The 23,288-nt window shown below is 46.3% G+C and carries 20 protein-coding genes; 6 read left to right on the top strand and 14 right to left on the bottom strand.

The window, feature by feature from the left end:
* Positions 1-21: 21 nt before the first annotated feature.
* Together UQW94_RS04780 and UQW94_RS04775 are read right to left on the bottom strand one after the other, a co-directional pair.
* A complete protein-coding gene (locus UQW94_RS04780) occupies positions 22-1,002 on the bottom strand; it encodes a rhodanese-related sulfurtransferase (protein WP_132936263.1) in 981 nt (326 codons plus the stop codon).
* Positions 1,003-1,466: 464 nt separating this feature from the next.
* Positions 1,467-2,762 (bottom strand): alpha/beta fold hydrolase, encoded by a 1,296-nt coding sequence (locus UQW94_RS04775; protein WP_322142039.1) that lies wholly within the window; start codon positions 2,760-2,762, stop codon positions 1,467-1,469.
* 210 nt (positions 2,763-2,972) lie between these two features.
* Between UQW94_RS04775 and UQW94_RS04770 the strand changes: the two genes are divergently transcribed.
* Positions 2,973-4,130: a D-alanyl-D-alanine carboxypeptidase family protein gene (locus tag UQW94_RS04770; protein ID WP_322142038.1), complete on the top strand. Its 1,158-nt coding sequence runs from the start codon at positions 2,973-2,975 to the stop codon at positions 4,128-4,130.
* An 84-nt stretch (positions 4,131-4,214) separates the two neighbouring features.
* On the opposite strand, the gene UQW94_RS04765 is transcribed toward UQW94_RS04770, so the two are convergent.
* Both UQW94_RS04765 and UQW94_RS04760 read right to left on the bottom strand, forming a co-directional pair.
* Positions 4,215-6,872 (bottom strand): alpha-amylase family glycosyl hydrolase, encoded by a 2,658-nt coding sequence (locus UQW94_RS04765; protein WP_322142037.1) that lies wholly within the window; start codon positions 6,870-6,872, stop codon positions 4,215-4,217.
* A gap of 129 nt (positions 6,873-7,001) precedes the next feature.
* Positions 7,002-8,465 (bottom strand): helix-turn-helix transcriptional regulator, encoded by a 1,464-nt coding sequence (locus tag UQW94_RS04760; protein ID WP_322142036.1) that lies wholly within the window; start codon positions 8,463-8,465, stop codon positions 7,002-7,004.
* A gap of 182 nt (positions 8,466-8,647) precedes the next feature.
* On the opposite strand from UQW94_RS04760, the gene nfsB reads away from it, so the two are divergent.
* Together nfsB and UQW94_RS04750 are read left to right on the top strand one after the other, a co-directional pair.
* Positions 8,648-9,301, top strand: coding sequence for an oxygen-insensitive NAD(P)H nitroreductase (gene nfsB, locus UQW94_RS04755; protein ID WP_322142035.1), 654 nt, complete (start codon positions 8,648-8,650; stop codon positions 9,299-9,301).
* A gap of 69 nt (positions 9,302-9,370) precedes the next feature.
* Positions 9,371-9,661, top strand: coding sequence for a putative quinol monooxygenase (locus UQW94_RS04750; protein ID WP_322142034.1), 291 nt, complete (start codon positions 9,371-9,373; stop codon positions 9,659-9,661).
* Here the strand turns inward: UQW94_RS04750 and UQW94_RS04745 are convergent.
* A complete protein-coding gene (locus UQW94_RS04745) occupies positions 9,658-10,581 on the bottom strand; it encodes a LysR family transcriptional regulator (protein WP_322142183.1) in 924 nt (307 codons plus the stop codon). The genes UQW94_RS04750 and UQW94_RS04745 overlap by 4 nt on opposite strands.
* Positions 10,582-10,731: 150 nt before the next feature.
* Here UQW94_RS04745 and UQW94_RS04740 point away from each other — a divergent pair, with 150 nt between their 5' ends.
* The gene (locus UQW94_RS04740) at positions 10,732-10,950 is read left to right on the top strand and encodes a VF530 family DNA-binding protein (RefSeq protein ID WP_005396617.1); all 219 of its coding nucleotides are present in this window, start codon (positions 10,732-10,734) and stop codon (positions 10,948-10,950) included.
* A 1,228-nt stretch (positions 10,951-12,178) separates the two neighbouring features.
* On the opposite strand, the gene UQW94_RS04735 is transcribed toward UQW94_RS04740, so the two are convergent.
* A complete protein-coding gene (locus tag UQW94_RS04735; protein ID WP_005374933.1) occupies positions 12,179-12,631 on the bottom strand; it encodes an acyl-CoA thioesterase in 453 nt (150 codons plus the stop codon).
* Between the two features lie 210 nt (positions 12,632-12,841).
* Here UQW94_RS04735 and UQW94_RS04730 point away from each other — a divergent pair, with 210 nt between their 5' ends.
* Complete coding sequence (locus UQW94_RS04730) at positions 12,842-13,606, top strand: ferredoxin--NADP reductase (RefSeq protein WP_005374935.1); 765 nt, start codon at positions 12,842-12,844, stop codon at positions 13,604-13,606.
* Positions 13,607-13,786: 180 nt separating this feature from the next.
* Positions 13,787-14,233: an RDD family protein gene (locus UQW94_RS04725; protein WP_047102393.1), complete on the top strand. Its 447-nt coding sequence runs from the start codon at positions 13,787-13,789 to the stop codon at positions 14,231-14,233.
* A 59-nt stretch (positions 14,234-14,292) separates the two neighbouring features.
* On the opposite strand, the gene UQW94_RS04720 is transcribed toward UQW94_RS04725, so the two are convergent.
* The 8 genes from UQW94_RS04720 to UQW94_RS04685 form a co-directional block, all read right to left on the bottom strand.
* Positions 14,293-14,964, bottom strand: a complete 672-nt coding sequence (locus UQW94_RS04720; RefSeq protein WP_017634411.1) for a DUF2057 domain-containing protein — start codon at positions 14,962-14,964, stop codon at positions 14,293-14,295.
* Between the two features lie 216 nt (positions 14,965-15,180).
* Positions 15,181-16,329, bottom strand: a complete 1,149-nt coding sequence (locus UQW94_RS04715; RefSeq protein ID WP_005386936.1) for an AI-2E family transporter — start codon at positions 16,327-16,329, stop codon at positions 15,181-15,183.
* The gene (locus tag UQW94_RS04710) at positions 16,322-17,008 is read right to left on the bottom strand and encodes a potassium channel family protein (RefSeq protein WP_017634413.1); all 687 of its coding nucleotides are present in this window, start codon (positions 17,006-17,008) and stop codon (positions 16,322-16,324) included. Before UQW94_RS04710 ends, UQW94_RS04715 begins: the two co-directional genes overlap by 8 nt.
* 16 nt (positions 17,009-17,024) lie before the next feature.
* On the bottom strand, positions 17,025-17,915 hold the full coding sequence (locus UQW94_RS04705) for an HlyD family secretion protein (protein WP_047102391.1): 891 nt from the start codon (positions 17,913-17,915) through the stop codon (positions 17,025-17,027).
* 12 nt (positions 17,916-17,927) lie between these two features.
* Positions 17,928-18,131, bottom strand: coding sequence for a DUF1656 domain-containing protein (locus tag UQW94_RS04700; protein ID WP_005374946.1), 204 nt, complete (start codon positions 18,129-18,131; stop codon positions 17,928-17,930).
* Positions 18,131-19,774 carry a TolC family protein gene (locus tag UQW94_RS04695; protein ID WP_025768612.1) on the bottom strand — a complete coding sequence of 548 codons (1,644 nt, stop codon included), beginning with the start codon at positions 19,772-19,774 and terminating at the stop codon, positions 18,131-18,133. The genes UQW94_RS04700 and UQW94_RS04695 overlap by 1 nt, the downstream gene beginning before the upstream one ends.
* 10 nt (positions 19,775-19,784) lie before the next feature.
* Positions 19,785-21,959 (bottom strand): FUSC family protein, encoded by a 2,175-nt coding sequence (locus tag UQW94_RS04690; protein WP_213875842.1) that lies wholly within the window; start codon positions 21,957-21,959, stop codon positions 19,785-19,787.
* Between the two features lie 388 nt (positions 21,960-22,347).
* The gene (locus tag UQW94_RS04685; protein WP_322142033.1) at positions 22,348-23,217 is read right to left on the bottom strand and encodes a DMT family transporter; all 870 of its coding nucleotides are present in this window, start codon (positions 23,215-23,217) and stop codon (positions 22,348-22,350) included.
* Between the last annotated feature and the right edge of the window lie 71 nt (positions 23,218-23,288).

Raw genomic sequence — 23,288 nt, 5'->3', positions numbered from 1 at the left:
TAAATATAAGGAGAGTTGGGCTTAGTCTTGTTTACGCTGCGCTTCTTTTTGCGCGTACTTAGCGGCACGTCGGGCTTCTCTTTGCTTGGCACTTTCACCACCAACATGCTGCTCGCCTCGCTGCTCTGCAAGAACAACTTGTTTTTCACGCTCGCGGAATCGAGCAATTTGTTCTTCTGAGTGTGTGCCGTGACATTTTGGACAGCTCACGCCTTGCTCGAACAATTCTGACTGTTTGTCTTCTTCAGTGATCGGTAGACGACAAGCGTTACATAAATCGTAATCTGCTTTTTCTAGCTGGTGGTTCACTGCAACACGACCGTCAAATACGTAACAATCGCCTTCCCACATGCTCTCTTCTTGAGGAACTTCTTCAAGATATTTAAGAATGCCGCCTTCTAGGTGGTAGACCTCATCAAAGCCCTGTTCTTTCATGTAAGCCGTTGATTTTTCGCAGCGGATACCACCGGTACAGAACATCGCAACTTTCTTGTGTTTTGCCGGGTCCATGTTTTCTTTTACATAGTCTGGGAATTCACGAAAGGTTTCAGTATTTGGGTTTACAGCGCCTTTGAATGTCCCGATCTCGATTTCGTAATCATTACGTGTATCGACAACAAACACTTCAGGATCAGCAATAAGATCGTTCCACTCTTGAGGTTTCACGTAAGTACCCACTACGTGGCGAGGGTCTATACCTTCAACACCTAATGTTACGATCTCTTTTTTCAATTTCACTTTGGTGCGATTGAATGGCTGGGTCTCAGAATACGACTCTTTGTATACGGTGCCAGTCAAACGAGGTTCGTTGTTTAGCCACTCCAGTAGCGTATCAATACCTGCACGATCAGATGCAACAGTACCGTTGATACCTTCACTTGCCAGTAGTAATGTTCCGCGAATATGGTGTTTTTCCATCAACGCAAGTAATGGCTCGCGTAGCTCTCGATAGTTATTCAGCTCAACAAACTTGTACAGCGCACAAACTACATACTGACTCATGAGGTTTCCTTTAAAAATACAGGTGGTCAACGACCTTAAAATTTTAGCGGCACGAAGTATACCTGACTAAACTAGTCGGAAATACGGACAAATTATACGGATATTATGAGTAGGCGGGGCCTGGCGGTCTTTGATAGGGGGAGCATGTCCGCAGGTGAAGCCGATATGTGTTCAATTTATAAGCATTAATTATAGTGAGTTAGGTAGGTTGGAGCCGATACTTTTGGCTTAAATTTATGCTGTTATTCTGTTTTAGGCCCTTCAAAAAAGTTAGGCGCAAGAAGCACCAAATAATCACCGGAGTCATTGACAAGGAAAGGACATGTCGCAGTTTTATACATGAGGTGGTGAGGGATAAAGGTTTAGGGACAAAGAGTGAATGACTGATCGCCATTGTTCATAAACCGCTATAAAACGCCTTTTCACCACATACTGAAAAGGCGTTTTTCTAACGTCTGCCGTGCTTATTTCAACGTAGCTGCGGTCTGTTTGCCCATGGCGATGAGCCTGTCGAGAATACGTTCACCGTCGGCACGTAAGCCGTTGTGCTCGTACTCATTGGTGATCCACGCTTTTGAGTTTGGTATTAACGCGAGCGTCTCTCGGCTGATATCCATTTCAACAAACATATCATCGGCGTAAACGGCGCAACTGACAGGCACTTTATTTTGAGCCAATTGTGTTTGATCGTACAGCGCAGCCCAATCGTCTTTCGCGGACAATATTTCTGCGGCGTCTTTTAGTTGCTTGAGGTTGACGTATTGGTCGAACATCCACGGGAAGACCATTTCCCCCGTAAAGTAAAATGGCTGGCCAGGTTCATAATTAAACTCTGGTCGAGTTTGGCGAACACGGTGTGCACTCCAATTCGACGCAAAGCCTTGGCAGTAAATCGATTCATGCAAAATGGCGTAGATCGGGTTGGTTTGGAAGTTTTGCTGCGCCAACATATCGTTCAAGAACTCATAGCGAAGTTGTGGTTTGCCGTCCACTTCAATCAACGCGCTTTCTAGCCAATAGTAAGTCGGCAAGAAAGTATCACTCACACCAAAGTTGATGCCGATTTGTTGAAATTGCTCCACCGTGAAGCGTTGACCATTTGGTAGGTACTCTTCGTTTTCCAGCAAGTGATTCGCAATGTTTTGGCAAAGTTGCTGTGCACTTGGAAATTGTTGGAAGAACGCTTGGTTTTTCTCCATGGTGCGTTTGAAGGTGGCTTCATACACATCGTCGGCATGACGCGAGACAGGTGGCACGCCACCTGTAATGTAGCTTTGTAGCAAGCTGTCTGGGAACAAAGACAAATAGGTGAGGGAACAAAAACCACCAAAGCTTTGACCTAAGATCGCCCATTTTTCGACGCCAAATTGCTTACGAATGTACTCCGCGTCGCGCACGATTTTATCTGCGCGGAAGTGGCTCAAGTAGTCTGCTTGTTGCTGCGGTGTGAAATGAGCCAGAGTCTGATGATTAATCACCGAACTATTGCCCGTACCGCGCTGGTCGAGGAGCAAAACTCGGTACTCTTGCAGCGCGCGCTTTACCCAGCCGCTATTGCCGTTTTGACGCGGAGAGGGAAAGCCCGGCCCGCCCTGAAAGTAAACCAACCAAGGTTTGGTCGATTCTTCATCGCCAACTAGGCAAACCGCACGGGCGAAGACTTCAATGGTGCCTTTGCTCGTGTCTTGGTAATCCAGAGGAACGGTAAAACTGTGGGGAGTGTAATGCAATCCTGCGTCGATAAATGATTGAGCGTTCATTGTTATCTTTATTTCCTTATTGAGGGGTAGCGCTACTTTACGGCGAATGGCATGAAGAACCAATGCTATTTCCCAATCGCCTCTTCAGTTCTATACCTTGGTCAAATCAATGTAAGTTCAAGAAAATGAAACGATTAGCGACTGGTGCAACTGGTTGAGTGAGCTATGCTCAATAGAGTTGCGACAAAGTAAGAGCATGGAGGAAGTCGGATGAAAGTGTCACTGGCTCGATGGACAATTGTGACTTGTTTAATAAGCGTACCTACTTTTGCCGTTGTTACGCCCAACCCACCTCAGTTACAGGCAAAAGGCTACGTATTAATGGACTTTCAATCCGGTGCCATTATTGCCGAGCATAACGGGCGAGCAGGCCTTGCTCCAGCGAGTTTAACCAAGTTGATGACCGCTTATGTAGTTGGACAAGAAATCAAAGCGGGGCGTTTGAAATGGGATGATGTTGTCACCGTGAGTGAAAACGCGTGGTCGGCCAAGTTTCCCGGTTCTTCTAAAATGTTCATCAAACCGAAAGATGAAATTAGTGTTGCGAACTTAATGCGCGGCGTGATCATCCAATCAGGAAATGACGCGTGCGTTGCACTGGCTGAGCATGTTGCAGGCAGTGAACGCGGCTTTGTCGCCTTGATGAATGGTTGGGCGGAGAAATTAGGACTGCAAGACACCTATTTTGTGAACTCCCATGGTCTTGATAGTGATGGCATCCAAACCTCACCAACCGATATGGCAAGACTCATGCAGTCGATCATCAGCGATGTTCCTGATGTGTACGCGCTATACAGTGAGAAAGTCTTCAAGTGGAACGACATTACGCAGTACAACCGCAATAAGTTGTTGTGGGACAATTCCATTGATGTCGACGGGGGAAAAACCGGCTACACCAGCAATGCCGGATACAGCTTGGTGAGCTCGGCCAAAGAAGGAAGAATGCGCCTTATCTCGGTGGTGATGGGTACGCCAAGTAAACAGGCTCGGATCAGCCAATCGAAGAATCTACTCAGCTATGGTTTTCGCTTTTATGACACCAAGCAAGTTGCTAAACAGGGGGAAGTTGAGTCTAAAGTTCGCGTTTGGAAGGGAAATGCTAATCAAGTTGAGGCGATCTTTGCTAAAGATGCCTATCTCACTCTGCCTCGTTCAATGACGGCTGGGCTTGATAAGAGTGTGGTGTTAAATGAACCGTTGATTGCGCCGATCGCGCAAGGAGACGAGATTGGTAAGGTCGTTTGGAAAAGCGATGACAGTACCGTGGCGAGTTATCCCTTGGTCAGCAGCCAAGCGGTAGAAGAGGGCTCGTGGTTCGGTCAGCTTTGGGACAGTCTGGTGCTGTGGGTGAAATCGTTCTTTAACTAGAATAAAAACGAGCAGAAGTGTCTTTCTGCATTTTTTTGTTGATGTCCGCCCAGCTAAACGCTGGGCGGTGTTTTATTTAACGGTTTATTCCGACAAGGTGATGATTGGTAAATCGTCCCAAATCTTACTTTCACCCGATGCGCCACCGGAGAAGTTCCAAGGGCCTTTGTCTTGTTCTAGCGGACGGTAAGTTGCCGAAAGGCCGTCTAAGTCCCAAGTCGTGACATAGAAGCGGATACCATCGAGCGAATCTGGGCGGCCTAGTGCATCGCTAGCAAAGTCCATCGAAATGGTGTTGTTGGCTTTGTCTACCGTGACCATTGGTGCTGGCGTTACGGCTTCTCCCCATGTCGTCGCATTTGCTCTTTTGGTGTTGTAAATCGAGCTTTGCCAGCCAAAAACAACCGCATTGCGACTCCAGGTTCCGTTTGGCATAGAAGCGTTGATCTTCGGTAGCTCAGACAAGTTGGTTGCGGCTTCTTCCGGTAAATCAATAAAGATGGTGAAACCCACGTGGTCGAAACCGTTTGGTGGCAACCAAGTGTCGGTAATTTTGTCCATAGTGAAGGTCAAACGTACGTTACTGCCAACGGTAAACACTTCTGCTTTGTTGATCGCGAGTTGGCTGTTGTCTTTGTCGAACGTTGGATCCGTTGGTAATGAGTAGTTGCCATTAGGGCCGCCCACGCCGTCTTGTGCATCGCCCGCATCATCAATGGTGTCGTCCGGCGTGTTTGACCAGCTTAGGTTGGAGACAAAATTCACGTCCTCGATGCCTGCTTTTTTCTCGGTGGAATAAATCGCGAAGCGGTGCTGTTGCTCGCCAATCGCAAAATGACGAGTCGACAGCGTGACACTAAACTGACCATCAGCACCTACAGTAATGGTTTGCGCTGTTTCCAAGTTACCATCGACGACGAGGTTCAACTTCTCGTTGGCGTTCGCACTACCCGCGATAACAATATCACCAGTGATGGTTTTTCCTTCCCAACCCTGCGCCAGTTGGATGTTGAGGTCTGGGGTATCTACCGATTGGGTATCGTTAGTTTTTGAGTAAATCACGGCAGATTTGGCTGGTAGCTCAAGGGTTACGTGACCGTTTTCATCTGCGATTAACTGCTCTGGAGCGTCTACCCAGTTCGACATGATTTGTTGTTTGAAGACGGTGCCACCAACTTGTTCTACATCGAGTTGGTTCATCAACATCGGGGAATTCGATGTGTTCATCACAACCAAGACTTCGTCGTTATCCAACGTTCGGGTAAAGGCGAAGACGCCCACGCCCGCTTTATCGCTGCCAATCACTTTCATTTCGCCGCGTGTCATGACTTTGTTTTCAGTGCGTAGCTTGGCAAGTTCTTGAACAAACAAGTACATCTCACTGTTTTGGTCGAACGAGTCTACGTAGTTGCCATCTTCACGGTACCCTCCGGCGAACATAGCATCGCGTGCCGCTGACATCGCCTGTTCTGTACCTTGGTAAATCACAGGAATACCCGGTACGCTCATCATGGTGATCAATGCTTGTTTCATGTCATTCACGCTGCCTTGCGATAGAAAACGTGGCATATCGTGGTTATCAATGAAGTTCGGCATGATGTATGGATTTGGGAACATCTCCATCATTTTCTCAAGACGGAAGCGTAAGTAATCGGTCGGTTGCCCTGCTGCAAACACGCGAGTCATGGTTGCTTGCAATGGGAAGTTCAACACCGAGGTTAACTGCTCCGGCGAGCCGCTTTCGCCGATGTAAGTCAGCATCTTCTCTTCGCCTTCTGTGTTGTAAGGCGTAGATGTTTCGAAGACTTCACCAAAGGTCAGGAAGTTATCGCGACCAGTATCAACCGCTTGAGTCATCACACCATCGTCGGCGTGCAGGAAGTCGTTCCAGAAATCGTGCTCAACAAACTTCACGGTATCGATACGGAAACCGTCAACGCCCACTTCGCGGATCCATTTTCGGTAGCTCTCTTTTAAATAAGCGCGTACTTCAGGATCGGACGTATTCAGGTCATCCAGATCCGACAGTTGCCAGGTTTTTTCTTGGACGGGATCGTTGTGGTCGGTGATGCTTGGTGTCCAGTGGTAAATGCCAGTACCGTCTTCTTTACACTCATTCATGTTGAGCGGATAAGGCAGTTCTTGCCCTGCTGGCAGCGCATTTTCAATCAAGCGAAAACCTTGGCAAGGAAGGCTAGGATCGTAACTGTATGGGTCATCGTAAGTGAAGAAGTTACCAACGTGGTTGGTCACGATGTCTTGGATCAAAAACATGTTACGAGCGTGCACTTCTCGCGCTAACGCTTGGTAGCTTTCCATGTCACCAAAGTGCTCATCCACTTTTTGGAAATCACGCGCCCAGTAACCGTGGTAGCCGCCGTAGTTTTGTGCGGCATCCCACCATTGGTTTGCCACTGGCGGCGTAATCCAGATAGAGGTAGCGCCTAGGTCTTCGATGTAGCCTAGCTTGTCACTGACACCAACAAGGTCACCACCACTGAATTTTTTGTCTGAGGTAGGATCGTACTCATTCTGACCTTGATTGTTAAGCGTGTTGTCGCCGTCGTTAAAACGGTCGATCATCAAGAAGTAAATGATCTGGTCTTGCCAATCAGGAGATGCCACGTGGCTTCCTGTATCGGTTGGCGTAGTTTCATCGCTACCACAGCCAGAAAGAGCTAGGGCGATCGCTATAGGGAGTATTTTTATTTTATTCATAGGGTTAGGTAAGGTTTCAAACACGGTTTTTGTCTCCGTTGTGCAGCAATGCGGAAACGATAAATCAAAGGTTTGAAATTGAGAGTGTCATTTCACGCCAAAAAAGACGTGAAATGATGTCACGAAGTGCTGAATTTGAACTGTGCTACATATTTAACTGAGTGGTTGCATAATTGGGTATTGAATCGGGTAATGGTCTTTGGCTAACTCATTACCAGAATGATCATAGAGTCGAAATCGACACTGTTTAGCCGTTTGGGTGAGGGGAAGTTGTAGCGCCCAGCATGTGTAATCTTCTGCATTCTGAGTTTGGCTCATTGTGTGCGGAGCTGGCGCATCACCCACGTAGCAATCGATCTTCGCCACGTCTTTTAATCTACATGCGAGTTCCACAAACAAGGTGTACTGTGTACCGAGTTGGATAAGTTGTTTTGTCGGGACAATGTATTCCGTTGCGCCAATTAAAAGCCCCTTGGAGACCACGTAATCACGCTGGTGGTTGTTATCAATGTAGCGCTCACCATCGACTTCATAACACAGTCTAAAGGTCAGTGGATGTGCGACAGGAAGCTCTGTTGTCGCCCATAGTTCGGTGCCATTATTCAAAAAACGCTCGAAGAAGGCTGGGTAGCGACGCCACGTGCCATCACGGTCTCGACATTCAACGGAGACCACTTTTTCAAACGCAATATTATCCACTTCCATCCAGATTTTACCGACGGGTTGGTCAATGTCGTTATCGGCTAAAGTATTGGCTTTGGCGTAGTATAAGCGGATGGGTTGGTTATTGAGGTGAGTGCGATTATCCAAGCATTGCTGGCGATATTGCATTGGCGAAAACGGATACCAACGGCGAAAGGTTCTATGGAAGTTGGAAGGTTCTTCATAACCAAGTTGATAAGCGATTTGCTGCGTTGTGAGTTGAGTGTCGGCAAGCAAAGTGAGTGCTTGCTTTCTTTTCGCGAAATCAACGCATTGAGAGTAGCTCATTTGCTTTTCTTGCAGTCGACGTTGCAAGGTGCGTTTGGAGACGCCCAGTTGCCTTGCCGCTTGCTCTAACTTGAGCGCGTAATTACTGTTTTTGATGAACAAGGCGTTCAAAACACTCAGCAATTCTGGCTGTTCAATTGGTTGGTGAGACAGCAGCAAATAAACATGTTTCCCCAGTTCAAACACGCTTGAACTCGTTTTAGAATCTCGCGTTTCCTTTAGAAAAATATCGGCCGTGAGTGGATTGTTGGCGTGAACTTGTACCTGTATTGATTCGCTTAACTCAAGCATTTCCAACTGCATTTTGAGCAAGCCAAACACCGACTCCGCCCAATTTGGCATACCGCCCGTTCTACATTCGACTTGCAGATGGATTTGGGCATCATCATGTTGCAATGTGACGTACAAACGGCGGTCGAATAATGAGACACTTTTGCTCCACCAAAGCAGCCCTTCTTGGAGGTTAGGCGCTTCTTTCAACATCATGCATTGCAAGGCCACCAACTTCTCAATGTGCCAATATTCGCCGGCAATTCGAAGGTGATTGTGACCGAGCTTTTTGCACAGAAAGGATGTAACAACGTTATCTTGAGGCAGCATGAGTTGAGTTTGGTTGCGAGCAAACATGCATTATTCAAACATGCATTATTGCCGAAAAGATGAAGAAGTTCAGTGAGAACGCTCAAAGCCTTTCTTGTCGTTTTATTTTCAAATTTATTTTGAAAATGTTTTTAATCGAAATCGGTTTTTCCCTTTATCTCATGAGGTTATGCTGTTACTCAGCTTAAACTCATTAATTGGAGAACCTCATGGATATCATACAAGCTGCAAAATCTCGTTACTCAACGAAAGTGTTTGACCCAACGCGCAAGCTACCTCAAGAAAAAATCGACGCAGTTAAAGAGCTGATTCGTTTTAGTCCATCGAGTGTGAACTCCCAGCCTTGGCATTTCATTCTGGCAAGCACAGAAGAAGGCAAACAGCGCATCGCTAAAGCGGCGCAAGAGAACTACGCGTTTAACGCGGCGAAGATTCTCAACGCTTCTCACGTATTGGTGTTTTGTGCGAAAACAGGCATTGATAACGACTACATTGAAGCGCTAATCGTGCAAGAAGAAAAAGATGGTCGATTCCCAACTGAAGAAGCGAAAGCGGCTGTACGCGGTGGTCGTAGCTACTTTGTGAACATGCACCGTTTTGATCTGAAAGATGCAAACCATTGGATGGAGAAACAAGTTTACCTCAACGTGGGTACGTTGCTGTTGGGTGCTTCGACGCTAGAAATCGATGCAGTACCAATTGAAGGGTTTGATCCCAAAGTGCTGGATGAAGAATTTGGCTTGCGTGAAAAAGGTTATACCAGTGTTGTGATCGTGCCGCTTGGCTACCACGCGGAAGATGACTTCAACGCGAAAACGCCAAAGTCTCGCTGGGACGCAGAAACCGTATTCACCGAGATCTAATTCGAGCTTACTTACAGGTGACGTAGAACCCTGTAATCAATATATAAATCGCAAAAGAGTGATAAAACGATGATCCACTTAGTTGCAGAAGTTAAAGCCTATCCAGACCGTAAGGATCAGGTGGCGAATTTGCTTTCTGGTTTACTAGAGCCATCTCGCAAAGAAGAAGGCTGTTGCCAATACGAGTTGTATCTCGACGAAAAAGTTGATGGCCTATTTATGTTCCAAGAAATCTGGGCATCGCAAGAGGCCTTGGATAAGCATTTGCAAAGCCCGCATATGGCGACGTTTCTTGAAACATTGGAAGAGAATGATTGGGTTGAATATACCCAGATTCGTCCTCTTCGATTTATCGCCTAATGACAGAAGGTTGCCAGCACGTTGGCGCGTTGCTGGCAGCATTTTTGTTGGATAAAGTCGCGGAAAGTCCGAATCGTTGGCGTCAATAATCGACGATCGGCACATACCATGTAGAGCGGCACTGGGCCGCAATCCCACTCTGGTAACACTCGTACCAATCTTCCCTCGATTAAGTCTCGGCTAATGTCCATCAATGATTTATTCGCAATGCCTTTGCCTTTGATCGCTAACCGGTGTGGCAAGTCACTATCGTTGCTCATTAAGTTACCGCTGACCACGATTTGTTCTTTCTCGCCGTCACGCGTGAGCGTCCATTTGTTGTAGACCGAATCCGCGACCATGTAGCACAAGCAGTTGTGTTGCGTTAAATCGGCAGGAGAGGCGAGTTCTGGATGTGTAGCTACGTACTCTGGCGATGCACATAATATCCGTTCATTTGACCCACATAATGCCAATACGACCAGATTGGAGTCGGCCGGCTCGCCGTAGCGAATCGCAATATCGACAGGCTTGGTGTACATATCCGTCAAGCTATCGGACAGCTCTAGTTTAATGGAAACATTTGGGTAGAGACCGATGAACTCATCCACCCAATCGAGCAACATATTGCGACCAAAATCGGAGGGTGCAGTAATGTGCAGCTGACCAGACAACTCCCCGCGCGCACTTGAGATCTGATCCAACCCCTCTTGCAATGTTGCCAACGCTTGCGTGGTTTTGTCTAAAAACAGTTCGCCCTCTGAGGTTAAACGCAGGCTTCGGGTGGAACGCACAAACAACGGGAAACCGATTTGCCCTTCAAGACGCTTAATCGATGCGCTAATGGCGGCAGGTGTCATGTCCATGCTGTTAGCGGCTTTTGAAAAGCTGCCTTGGCGCGCGGTTTCGACAAAAATATTGAGGTCGTTGAGGGCTTTCATCGTGAAAAGGATGTTTGTGAAGTTTGAGCTACTATAGGGGAGATGAGCAAAGTAATTCAAGCTAAACGCCTTTGAAGGTGAAAACATTAGGTTAAGTGGTCACTTTGAGTTAGATTAGCCCGCCACTTACATCGTTACTGGATCAACAACATGAGCAACGAACAGCCGAATAACCCTCTGCATGGGTTGAGTTTAGAAAAAATCGTCACCCGACTAGTTGAACACTTTGGTTGGAATGGCCTGTATGAGCGCGTTCGAGTGAACTGTTTTAAAAAAGATCCGTCGATCAAATCTTCTCTGAAGTTTTTGCGTAAAACGCAATGGGCGCGAGACAAAGTCGAAGCGCTGTATATCGAGACGTTCTGCTAACCGCTCTATGGTCTGCAGCAAGCGGTAAGTAGATTCTTAGTCTCGCTTTGGATCGCTAGAATGACGCAGCTTTTCTTATCGCGTAGGCTGGAAGAGTCGCTCTGCTGATGCGTCTAAAGCGAGATTCCGGATGGTCAAATAGGCTCGTCTGGAATCGCTTTTTTAGATGGTTTTGTAGAGGTCAGAGCCAAACTCGAACCGTCATTCTGAACCGCGAGGAACGAGCGTGATTCAGAATCTACTCTCAGATTGTATTGAGTTTATTCATGGCTTTATGGTCTGCAGCAAGCGGCAAGTAGATTCTTAGTCTCGCTATGGCTCGCTAGAATGACGCAGCTTTTCTTATCGCGTAGGCTGGAAGAGTCGCTCTACTGATACGTCTAAAGCGAGATTCCGAGTGACTCACTTAGGCTTGTCTGGAATCGCTTTTTTTGATGGTTTTGTAGAGGTCAGAGCCAAACTCGAACCGTCATTCTGAACCGCGAGGAACGAGCGTGATTCAGAATTTACCCTCAGATTGTATTGAGTTTATTCATGGTTCTATGGTCTGCAGCAAGCGGTAAGTAGATTCTTAGTCTCGCTATGGCTCGCTAGAATGACGCTAGTTTTCTTATCGCGTAGGCTTGAAGAGTGGCTCTGCTATTACGTCTAGCGAGATTTCGGATGACTCGCTTGTGCTCGTCTGGGATGGTTTTCTTAGATAGTGTTGTAGAGTTCAGAACCTAAACGAGGTTCGTCATTCTGAACCGCGAGGAACGAGCGTGATTCAGAATTTACCCTCAGATTGCATTGAGTTTATTCATGGTTCTATGGTCTGCAGCAAGCGGCAAGTAGATTCTTAGTCTCGCTATGGCTCGCTAGAATGACGTAGCTTTTCTTATCGCGTAGGCTGGAAGAGTCGCTCTGCTGATTCGTCTAAAGCGAGATTCCGAGTGACTCACTTAGGTTCTTCTGGAATCGCTTTTTTAGATGGTTTTGTAAAGCTCAGAGCCAAACTCGAACCGTCATTCTGAACTGCGAGGAACGAGCGTGAATCAGAATCTACCTTCAGATTGTATTGAGTTTATTCATAGCTCTATGGCCTGCAGCAAGCGGTAAGTAGATTCTTAGTCTCGCTATGACTCATTAGAATGACGCTAGTTTTCTTATCACGCGGGCTGGAATGGTATCTCAGCATCATTCCCGATAGCGATGAAGAAGCGCTGTCGGGAACCTTGCCTGTTTCTTGCTACTCCAAATGATGCGTACTACCCACGGTTCCTTCCAAGTCTAAAATCGACTGGCGAACGTGATCTGGAATCGCAGCTTTAACGTTGTTCTTAAAATCAAACATCACACCAGTGGCGGTCGCGATGGTCGCAATTTTACCCCACTTCTTACTCAGCACTTGGTACTCCATCGTGATGCGATCTTCTTGCATGTCGATTACGCGAGAACCGACTAATAGCGTGTCTGGGTAAGTAACAGGCAATTTGTAGCGGCATTGAGTCTCGCTCAGTACTGGCCCAATTTGCGAGGTCTGCAGGTCGACCAGCAGGTTAATTTTGTTGAAGTAATCTAAACGTGCGGTCTCGAAGTAGCGAAAATAGACCACGTTATTAACGTGTTGCAGAGCATCCATTTCACCCCATGCGACTTTTATCTCTGTGATAACGGGAAAGTCCTTTAACAGTGTGTCCATTTTTATAGCTCCTTTTTCATCTGCTTTGCCACAAATTGCGACGCGACTTATCACTTTGAGCATTTATTCTAGATGTAATCATTTAATATGTAATAAAATTGTTTTAAAAATGTGAAATGAAATAGTGGTTTGATTATGTAAACTAGAAACTTTACATAATCGAGTTGAAGGCGTAAGTTTAACTAAGAGTAACCAGATAGGAGGTGTCTCATGATTGAACTCAAAGGTTTCAACCTCGCAAGAGTTGAGAAACGCATTGATTGGACAGGTGAGCTGTTCAGTTTGAGAATATCTGGCGCGCCTCTTTCCTTTAAAGCTGGCCAATTCACCAAGCTTGCTTTGCTTGATGATGAAGGTAAGCCGATCAGCCGTGCTTACTCTGTGGTTAATGCGCCAAGCGAGCAATTCGATTGGTTGGAGTTTCTAATAGTAGCCGACCCTCAAGGACAACTTTCTCCACGGCTCCAAAAGCTTAAATCTGGTGATAGCATTTATGTCGGTGCCACCGCACATGGCGATTTAATCCATGATTCTATTCCTAAACAGGCTCATGACCTGTGGCTGCTATCTACAGGTACGGGGATTGGACCGTTTTTATCGCTGCTAGATGATATAAACTTACCGCCTCACAATGAGCGCATTGTTCTGGTTCATGCCGTTCGTTTCGAAAAAGATCTGGTTTATAAATACCTAATTGAACAGCTTCAGCAACGATATGAAGGCAGATTAAAGTATATACCGATAGTCAGCAGGGAAGTGGTTGATGGTAAATTACAAGGCCGAATTCCTGAACTCATCGAATCGGGTTTACTGTCCAACGCCGCTGATGCGCCATTCTCAGCTCAGCGTAGCTTTGTCATGATGTGTGGGAATCCACAAATGATCAAAGATACCGTGCCCGTCTTACAAGAGCTAGGCTTGGAAAAGTATCGCCATCAAACAGGGGGAAATATCATTTACGAACGTTACTGGTAGCGTTTTGTTAAATTGATACGGTTATGCTCAAGATGTAATGATTACTTTTGAGATACGACCGCGATTTAGTATGTTCTTAGTTGAATATTATGTTGGCAATACCTAAACTGCGCTCACCATTGCGCGTCTGTACACTCAGTCATTCTCGCTTAACCAATTACATTGAGGTGACTGAAGTCCATGTATGCTTTTATCGCGAGCAAGCAACAGAGAATCATTGCTGGTTTTATCGACCTGCTCTTTACGATGGTGGTCGTGTTAATAATTGCATTGAGTATTAACTCTTTTCTTAACGACTTTCAGCTCTCTTTAGCAGATAACCTCACGCTTGTTCGTGAAACTCAGGCGTTTTACTTGCTTTCTTTACCAACGGTTTTAATGATCAACTGGAATGCATTGAGTCATGGGCAAACCATTGGTATGCGCATGATTGGTATTAAAGTTGTAATGAAAAATGATAGTAAGGCAACGAAAGTTACAGCAGGGTTAAGGCTTGTTATTAGCTACTTACTGGAGATGCTCATTCCGGGGATCCCGTTGGTAAATTTGGCATTGTTGTTCTTTCATCCGGAGCGACGTTTGTTGCATGACTTGATCGCCAATACTAAAGTTGTCCAAGCTTCCTAATTTTTGATCAAAAAAGCCACGTGAAGTGGCTTTTTTAATATCGATAAAGTTAACCAGATTTACTGTTGATTAACATATTTCTTAAAGCGAGCTTTGGTTTCTGCGTCTGCTTTTTGGTACCAGAAGTGCAGCATCTCTTCAGCTGTCGAATCCGCTTTAACCGCAGTTGCTCTCACTTGCTTCATATCCGCAGGAACCTTTGCAGGAAGCGTGACTGGCTGCATGGTTGCTGCGCCAGCAAAAGCCACGGCTGCTGCACCGCCAGCTTGGTTATAATCTTCGATTTCACGTACGTAATCACGACCGATTTGCATACCCGGTTTGAGCAACTTGTCCTGGTCAACCGCGATTGCGTTGCCAGAATCATCAACCAGTTTCCAATCTAAGTCTTTGATCTTCTCTTCCGCATCACGTAGGTTGCGGTATTCTGGCATTTGTAGAGTGAGTTCGGCATTGGTCGCGTCAAATCGTGTAACGATAACATCGCTTTCAACACTTAAACGGTCATTACCTTGGTTGAAGTAAGGGGCGAAACGAAATACGACTTGGTTAAGGCCATCAGGTAACGTCAGTGTTCTTTCAGAGGCGAAAAAACCACCCGAAAGATCTGCTTTTTCACCGTTAGCCGCCAATACTGAAACGTTGTCAGGAACACTCACGGTTACATCTGCGAATGCCATGCCACTCATTGCGAGAGCAAGCGCACAAGTTAAAGGCTTGATCAATTTCATTGTTTTTATCCTAAGCAAATTAGTGGTCATCGAGAGTGCATCGTTCATTGCCCGATTGCAACTCCCAAGTGTAATAAGTATGAAAATTTAACAAGAACGTCATTTTTATCGCATTTATTACGACGAAACTGTGATCCAAATAGAATCAAACCGCTGAAATGCAGCGGTTTGATATCATAAGTTATAGATTAAATTTCTTTCTAACTTATTGATTTATTAAATACCAGCACCGTGTCCAGGTTCTGATTGGTCATCAGAAGCGTCTTGTTGTTCTGCCATTTCTTCTTGCTGTTGTGCTTTCTCAATGCTCAACCACCAAACAAATAACTCATACCAAATTGCTAGGATAACGGCACCTAAGAACAGACCAACGATGCCGTAGAAAAGCATACCACCGATGGCACCGAGCAGAATCACAGGCATTGGCACGTCGACGCCACGTCCCATTAACATTGGTTTGAACAGGTTTTCAGAAAGAGCCGCAACTACGACCCAAACAGTAAACATGGTTGCTGTTGAGGTGTCTTGGGTCATGTACATGAAGCCAATCACAGGTAGCACTGCGAGCAACGCCGGGAGCTGAGCGATACATAAAATCATTAGAAGCAGTGTGAGTAAACCTGCTGCCGGAACGCCAAATACGAAGAAACCAGCACCGATCAACAGTGCTTGAATTGCCGCTACACCGACTACGCCAAGCAGTACGCTTTTAATTGTCGCAGCGATAAGCGTGGTCCAGCTTTTTGCGTTTTCACCAGCGGTTCGAATCGCGATGGTTCTTAAGCCTGATGCTGCAGATTCAGAGTACGTCATGAAACCTGCTGCAATCGCAAGTGACAAGATTGAAAGCAGTAAACTTCCCAATACGCCCCCCAGTGTACCCAGTAAAGATGTGAGTCCTGCCTTTATTTGTGGCATAAAGGTTTGAATAGCTTGTTCAAGATTAGTAGCGAATAGGGTCCACACTTCGTAGAGCTTATCACCCACGATAGGCCAATCCGCTACGGAAGGTTTTGGCCCTGGTATTTTCACTTGTCCATTTTGTAGTACTTCAAGCGCGTGCGTTGCACCATCCACAATGGAGCCTGATACCATAACAAGTGGCGTGACAAGGAGGGCAATACCAAGTAAAGCAATGGTTGTGGCTGCCAAGCCTCTACGACCACCATATACACGCTGCAATTTTTGGGTAAGCGGCATTAAAGCGACGGCTATAATAGCGCCCCAAATAACCGGAAGGATGAAGGGTTTGATGATGTCGTACGTAAACATCAGCAAGACAAAGATCAAGCCAATGCGTATTGCCGATTCCACCATATTACTGATGAAAAGCTTACTGTCGATTTTTACCGATTGTTTATCCATTTTTGTTTACCTGATGATCAATGTTAGAACTGACGAGACTTGAAACAACAATCGCCATATAAAAAACACCTGTGATGGCCTCTAAATACACCACGACTTGAGCCAGTGGTGTTAGAGGACTAATGTCGCCATAACCGAGCGTGGTTAAGGTAACGAAACTGAAATACGCTGCATTGGAGAAGTTCTGCCCCCAAGAAATCGCTTCCATACCGGTAAAGGCTTCAGGCGAAAACTCAAGCAGAATGAGGTAGGCAATCGCCCACATCAGACCAAGCAGCAAGAAAAGCGCTACCGAGCCAATGACTTTGTTGCTGTTGACATGGCCGGTGAAAAGAATCTGTCTTGCGATGGATTTGAAAGTGCCGAAAAAGAACGCAAAGGTGAGGGCAAGCATCACCACATTCATCTCTCTGATGTCGAAAACGGTCTTGATCACAATCACAAGAACCCAAACACCAAACAGGCTGTAGAGGAAACGAGACCAGGTTTTGTCAAAGCGAAGGCTCGCAAAACAGACGATAAACGTCAGAACCGTGAAAGCCTGAAGTATGTGTTCAATCGTCCCTTCACCTACTACTTGTGCCATCGCACTCCCTAGCAACAAAATCACTAGCGCTAAGGTTAGATAGAAGAAGTTGTTTTCTTCATTAATGTTTTTGAGGTTTTTACCAATGACCATGGCTCTTCTCACTTAGTTATTGTTCACTGTCTGCGGATGACTCTTTCATCACCATGATGGACGCAGAAAGCCCGAATCGAAGATCAACATCTTCAGGAAGTTCTTGTAGGGAGATTCGCACCGGAATACGTTGTGCTAAGCGAATCCACTGAAAAACAGGGTTTACGTTTGGAAGAAGGTTGTAGCCGACCGTGCCGTCTTTGGGCGCAATACCCCAACCAATCGAGTCAACCGTCGCGTCAATTGGCGTGTCTGGGTGAGACATCAAAGTGACACGCGCTTGGCTGCCAGGTTCGATTTGCGCAAGTTGGTTTTCACGGAAGAAACCAAATACCCAAAAGCTGTTTTTGTCGATCAGTGCGAGCAGTGGTTGGTTTGCGACCGCTTGCGTACCGTTTCTAATATCGAGGTTAGATACAAAACCATCGACGGTCGCATAAACTTTGGTAAAGCTGAGGTTAAGGCGTGCTGATTTTAGTTGTTCTTCTGCAGATTTGATTTGCAGTAGCGATTCTTCGTAAGCGATTTCACGACGAATCAGATCCTTATGAGAAACTGCGCCACGGTCTTTGGCACGAATGTCTTTTAAGCGGTCATATTCGATTTTTTTACCGCGAGAGCTAACAATGGAGCGCTCCAGTGCTACTTCGGCTTGAGATAACGCAACCTGGTAAGTCGCAGGGTCGATTTCAAACAGTAAATCCCCCGTTTTTACTTCTTGGTTGTCTTGCACCGCGACATTTACAATTGGGCCTGATACGCGAGGAGCCACTTTGATGACGTTAGCACGCACTTGCCCATCTCGTGTCCATGGGTTATTAAAGTATTCCTCAAACTTTTGATAGCCGAGCCAAGCTGCGCCACCAAGAATGACAAGATTGAGTGCGATTACGAATAGTTTTTTCATCTTGTTTGGCACCTAAAATTGAATATAAAAGCTGTCGATGGCCACCACATAACCGACCATGATGGCAATAAACGTCAGAGACGGAAAAGCGATGAAGCGAGACAAACGTGTCTTGTTCAATATCATCACCGTTATCCACGTGGCCGTGACGGCGAGAAAGAGCACGAGTAGCGTAGGAGAAAAGTAAACGTCTCCCCAAGAGAGTTCATGAGGCATTACCGATCCTCCGTTTTGTTTTCATCACTGGTCTCAGCCGGAGTTTCGAGTCGCAAAGGCGGCAATACGCGGTTTTCTTCATTTAAATAACTTCCCCAGTCAGTGCGCTCTGTCATCTGCGTGGCAATCGATTCACTGATGAAAGGTTTGCCTGTTTGGGTTTGCCAGCCTCCACCGAGGGCTTTGTAGAGCGCGACAACTTGGTTCGCAACATTACCTTTGATCGTTGCGTAGCTGTCTTCTGCGCGGGTCATTTTTTCTACCGAGTTAAGCAGACGTTCGAATGAAATTTGTCCGTTTTCGTACTGTGTCATGGATATGTTGAACGCACGAATGGAAGAGTTGACCGATTGCAAGCGTAAATCTTTTTGCTGCAAATACAGGTCATATGCTTCGATTGCATTGGTGACTTCATTAACGGCTTGCAGTACCTTTTTGTTGTAGTTCGTCAGTGTTTCTTGGAAGCGAGCATCTTCGAAACGAATGTTATTTTTCACGCGTCCGTATTGGAAAATGTTCCAACTGAACGTTGGGCCAACCACCATGGTGAGCGAATCGCTAAAACTGAAACTGCTGCCATCGGGAACCGTACTGTCGATACCGATGGAACCGAACAACGAAAAGCTTGGGTACAGAGCGGTTTCTGCCACGCCAATCTGCGCACTTTGCGCGCGAGCTTGCATCTCAGAGACTTGCAAATCCGGACGTCGCATCACTAAGTTAGCATTCACTTGCGTATCCAAAAGCGGTGGACGTGGCACAATGGAACGCTCGTCGGTGCCCGATAGCGCCGATTTTCTGCCCGTCGATTTGAACTGGGCTTCGTACTCAGCGATTTGCTTGTGCATCCCATCCGACTGTAGCAGTCGATCTACTTCTTCTGGTAACAGACCCAGTAGCAAAGCCAACACAGTACGTGATTGCTTCATTGCCACTTCGAGGCTCGGTAACGCTGCTTTGGTGGTGTAGAGTTGGTTTTTAGCTTGTTGAACGTCCAATTCTGTAACGTTGCCAGAGTCGAACTGCACCTGAGTAATACGTACGACACGCTCTTGAATCTCGATATTGCGGCGAGACAGCAAAATACGTTCTTGGAATGTGCGATAGTTGATGTAATTGCGCGCCACTTCGGCGGTTATAGTGACCATGATGTCGTGATACGATGCGATGGATGCGTAGTAACCCGCTTCTGCCGACTCAATACCGCGAGCATACTTGCCCCAAACATCCATTTCCCAAGCAGCATCAAACGACAAAGTGGCGTTATTCACGCCCTGATCATTTACGTAGGCACGCGCTAGGTTTCCTGACACGGTTTGAACTTGTGGGTATTGCAAGCCAGTCGAAATACCAAGCAATGAACGTGCTTGGACAATTCGTAGCCCTGCGGCTTCTAAATCGAGGTTTTGTTTGCTCGCCAACTCAACCAGCTGATTAAGAGTTGAGTCATTAAATTGCTGCCACCATTGTTGTAGCTGTTGCTCTGATTGCTGCGTATCTTTGGCTGCTTTTTGCACCGACCAGTCACTTGGCAGTGGCGCCTGCTTTGGATGAACATAATCTGGTCCTACCGTGGTACACGCACTGAGTCCGAGCAAAGAAAGTATGGCGAGGCTTGGTTTGGTTAGTTTTGGAAGCATCATATCCCCACCTTTAAAAACGCTTCTGTTGTAAGTTCACCCAATCGATATCCTCGTAGGTTTGCTTGCAATGCTTGATTGCTTCGAACACGTTCCGTTTTAAATTCAGCAAGATATAAAAACCGGCTATCTCTGAATAAGCGTAGTCAGATAAATCCAACTCACTAAAAAAATCTTCCAGTTTATCTTCGAATGTTTGGTAATCCTGACTGTATTGGTCGAATACGGAGTCGAGTTCTTGTGTTGCTTGATGGCTGGCTAAAGCGCCTGCCATCAAAGGAATGATGGAATCGCGGTGTTGTTGACGAAGCTGAGTAATCAGCGGATTGGCCATCAACTTTTTCTCGGCGGCCATTAAGATGTTGATGTGATTACTGAGTACATCACACGCTTTGCTAAACGCGCCAATCGCTTCTGGCGTGGTTTTATCAAAGTGTTTGTGGTTGATTTTCGAACCCCAGACTTTGAGCTTTTTCGATGAGACATTGAGTGTCACCAAGTGCAAGGCCCGTTTGAGCGGCGTAATAACCGAGCTGGACTGCTGTTGATAGGTAGTGAACAGCTCTCGGGTATGTCGGAAGTAGCGTTCTTTTATGGTCAAAAAGAGGTGTTCTGGTCGTGAGCTAAACGGGAAGTAGTGCGCGAAAATAATCATGAACACCACCATGTAGAACAACAGCATGATCGTCATGAGGATCCCGAAGTGATAAAACATGTTGTTGTCTAAACCAAGAACAAACAAGCCAATCATATAGAAAATCGTCACTGGCCCGTTAAACAGATAAAAGCCGATAAAGGTGTAGATAAAGATGAACAGGCCAAGTTCTAACCCGAGATCCAATTGCGGAAGAATGAAGACGTAAGAAGGCACCGCGAACAAGAAGCCGAAAGTGAACAGCACAAGCAACAAAATTGGGTGCACAGGCACGAACGACAGCAAAGACATAAACATGGTCGAGAAGACCACGAACGAGTAGCCGCCTGGTGGATTGAAATAAATCCAAATCAGTCCTGCAACCCAATAGGTAACAAAGGTTTTGACCGCAGTTTTAAAGTTTTCTGCGTCCCACCATAGAAACTTGCCTTTCGGTTTCGGCAGTGGCACGTCAAAGGAGACATTGTTCGTCACAGAGTCAATACAGCTAATGCTCTCCGCTAAACGCGACAAGTTTTGATGCATCAGTTCCAACAGGTGACCAAGCGTAAGCGCAGAGCCTTTCTCTAGGTGAGCTGCGTCTTCTAGCAACGCTTGGTTGTATTTGACTTTGAATTCCTGAGCACGAAAAGCGGGCTCTTTTTCGTCCCAGACTTGTTGGCAGGTATCAAATAGCGCGTCAATTTCCGCAACGGCTTGATCAAAGTTGCTGATGCTTTCACGGTCTTGCTGGTGGCTAAAGTGGCTGTGCGCCGCAACGGTCAATTGTTGCGTTACCTGCTTGTTCAAATGAACCGCCAAGCGCCACTCTTTCATGTAGGCCGACACGTCACTGCATTCCACACTGACCGTAGCAAAGCGCTGTTCGAGCGCATTTTGGGCGGCAAACATCTGTTCGATGAGAGTGTCCACGCTAGGTTGTGGCTCTTCAGCTTCTGGATTTTCTTCTCCGCCTTCTTGAGGAGAGATTTGCCCTGCCGATTTTTGCTCGAAATTTTGCAAGATAGCGGTGAACAACGCGCGTTGTGCTTGGTTGAGTTGTTCGATGAGCTGTCTTAGGTTTTGTTCTGTTTTGGTCGGGAATAAGAAAGTCCCCACGAGTGTGTAAACCACCACCCCAAACACCGTCATATAGGCGCGGTCAACGCCATAAAGAAACGCACCTTCTGCGTCACCGCCATTGGACATCATCAGTGTCATCACACCGGTCAGCATGAGTAGCGTAGGATCTTTTTGATAGGCATTACGGAAGTAAAAAATGAAAGAGACCACAACCGACACGCTCAGCATGTACAGCAAGCGATCTTGAGCAAACAACCCCACCAGTAACAAGCCAACCACGGCACCAACCAATGTACCTAACACGCGTAAGGTACCTTTGGCGAGGGATTCACGACGACTGCCTGTGGATGCAATCAGCATCACTGTGGTTGCGGCCGTCGATGCTTGCGGCCAACCCATGGCAAACGGGATCAGATAAGCCAGAGTTAGGCTAAGCGATACTTTAATAGCGAATTTTATTTTGTCGTTCATAGTGTCAAAGTTTGCTCAGGCTTATCGTTATAAGTTGATGAATTTCTTATATGAATAATCAGAATCTTGTTCTGAATAAATTCGGGGGGCGGAATATAGCGGGTGAAAAAGTGTGCTTTGTAAACCCTTTGTCAAAACAAAAAGTGCGTATTTGGCTTGATCTCGTGCTAGCCCTTGGCGTTATTGGTGAAACGCCTAAAACGAGCAAATTCGCGATCTGTGATGATTCTCACTTTTGAAACAAAATCGCTGCATTGTGTGAGCCAATTCTCACCTTATATTCTTCGCCTGGTACCAAAGCAGACCACTTGTACCATCTGCAATGAGCTTTAATGCTTTAAAAAGCATAGATGATGAATGGGTACTTGAGAGGGAAAGTTATTACTTTTTATCGGCTTGCCGATTGTTTGTTTATTTTTTTGGATCGAGATAAAAAAACCAAAGCGATCCCACCAAGAATGATGCCGCTGGTTAAAAGAATATGCAGTGAAAGAGGCTCGTGGAGTACGATGCTGCCGAGTAGCAAAGCAATGGCTGGCACGGAAAGTTGGCTGGCGGCGGCTTGAAGCAAAGAGAGCTTAAGTACGACTTGGTACCAAAGCGTATAACCAAGGCCAGAGGCAATGGCACCAGATGCGATAGCGAGCAACACTCCGCTCAAAGAAAGGTGGATTGAGGACAGCATCAATGGTGATAGGAGTATGCCAATTATAGATGCAGCGATGAATCCCCACGTGATGCCACTACTTGGAGAAGGCGCTTGTTTGCCGAGCGCAGTAAACGCAGCCCAGCAAACGCCAGAAATCAACATGAGAAGTGCAGAACTGATATCGGGGCGAGTGGCAGATGGCAACATTAACCAAACAAAGCCAACAATCGAAAGGCCGATACCGATGATTTCGAGAAACTGAAAGCGCTCACCTTGCCACCAATAGATTGCCAGTAACGTCAGTTGCACGGCACCAAACAAAAGCAAAGCACCGGTTCCTGTCGCCAGTTGTAAGTACGCGAAAGAGAAAAGGGCAGCGTAACCAAATAACGCCACGCCAGCAAAAAAGCGAAAGCGAGAAGTTGGCCGATCGGTTTTCCACTGGCCTCTCACGACAAGCATTGCGATTAAGGTAATCGCGCCAGATATCAATCGAACGAGCGTGAAGCTTCCTGCATCAATTAACCCTTCTGCCAAGGCAATTCGACACAATAATGAATTGGCAGCGAACGCCAGCATTGCAATGGCAGTGAGTAAAAAGGTCGACATCCTTGATCCTTAGCGTGTAAATGAACAGCTAGTGTAGATCCAAAAGAACATTTTTATTAGTTGATAAAGTG

This window comes from Vibrio sp. PBL-C16, assembly GCF_034321865.1.
GTDB classification, from domain to species: domain Bacteria; phylum Pseudomonadota; class Gammaproteobacteria; order Enterobacterales; family Vibrionaceae; genus Vibrio; species Vibrio alginolyticus.
This window is presented reverse-complemented; position numbering and strand designations above follow the sequence as displayed.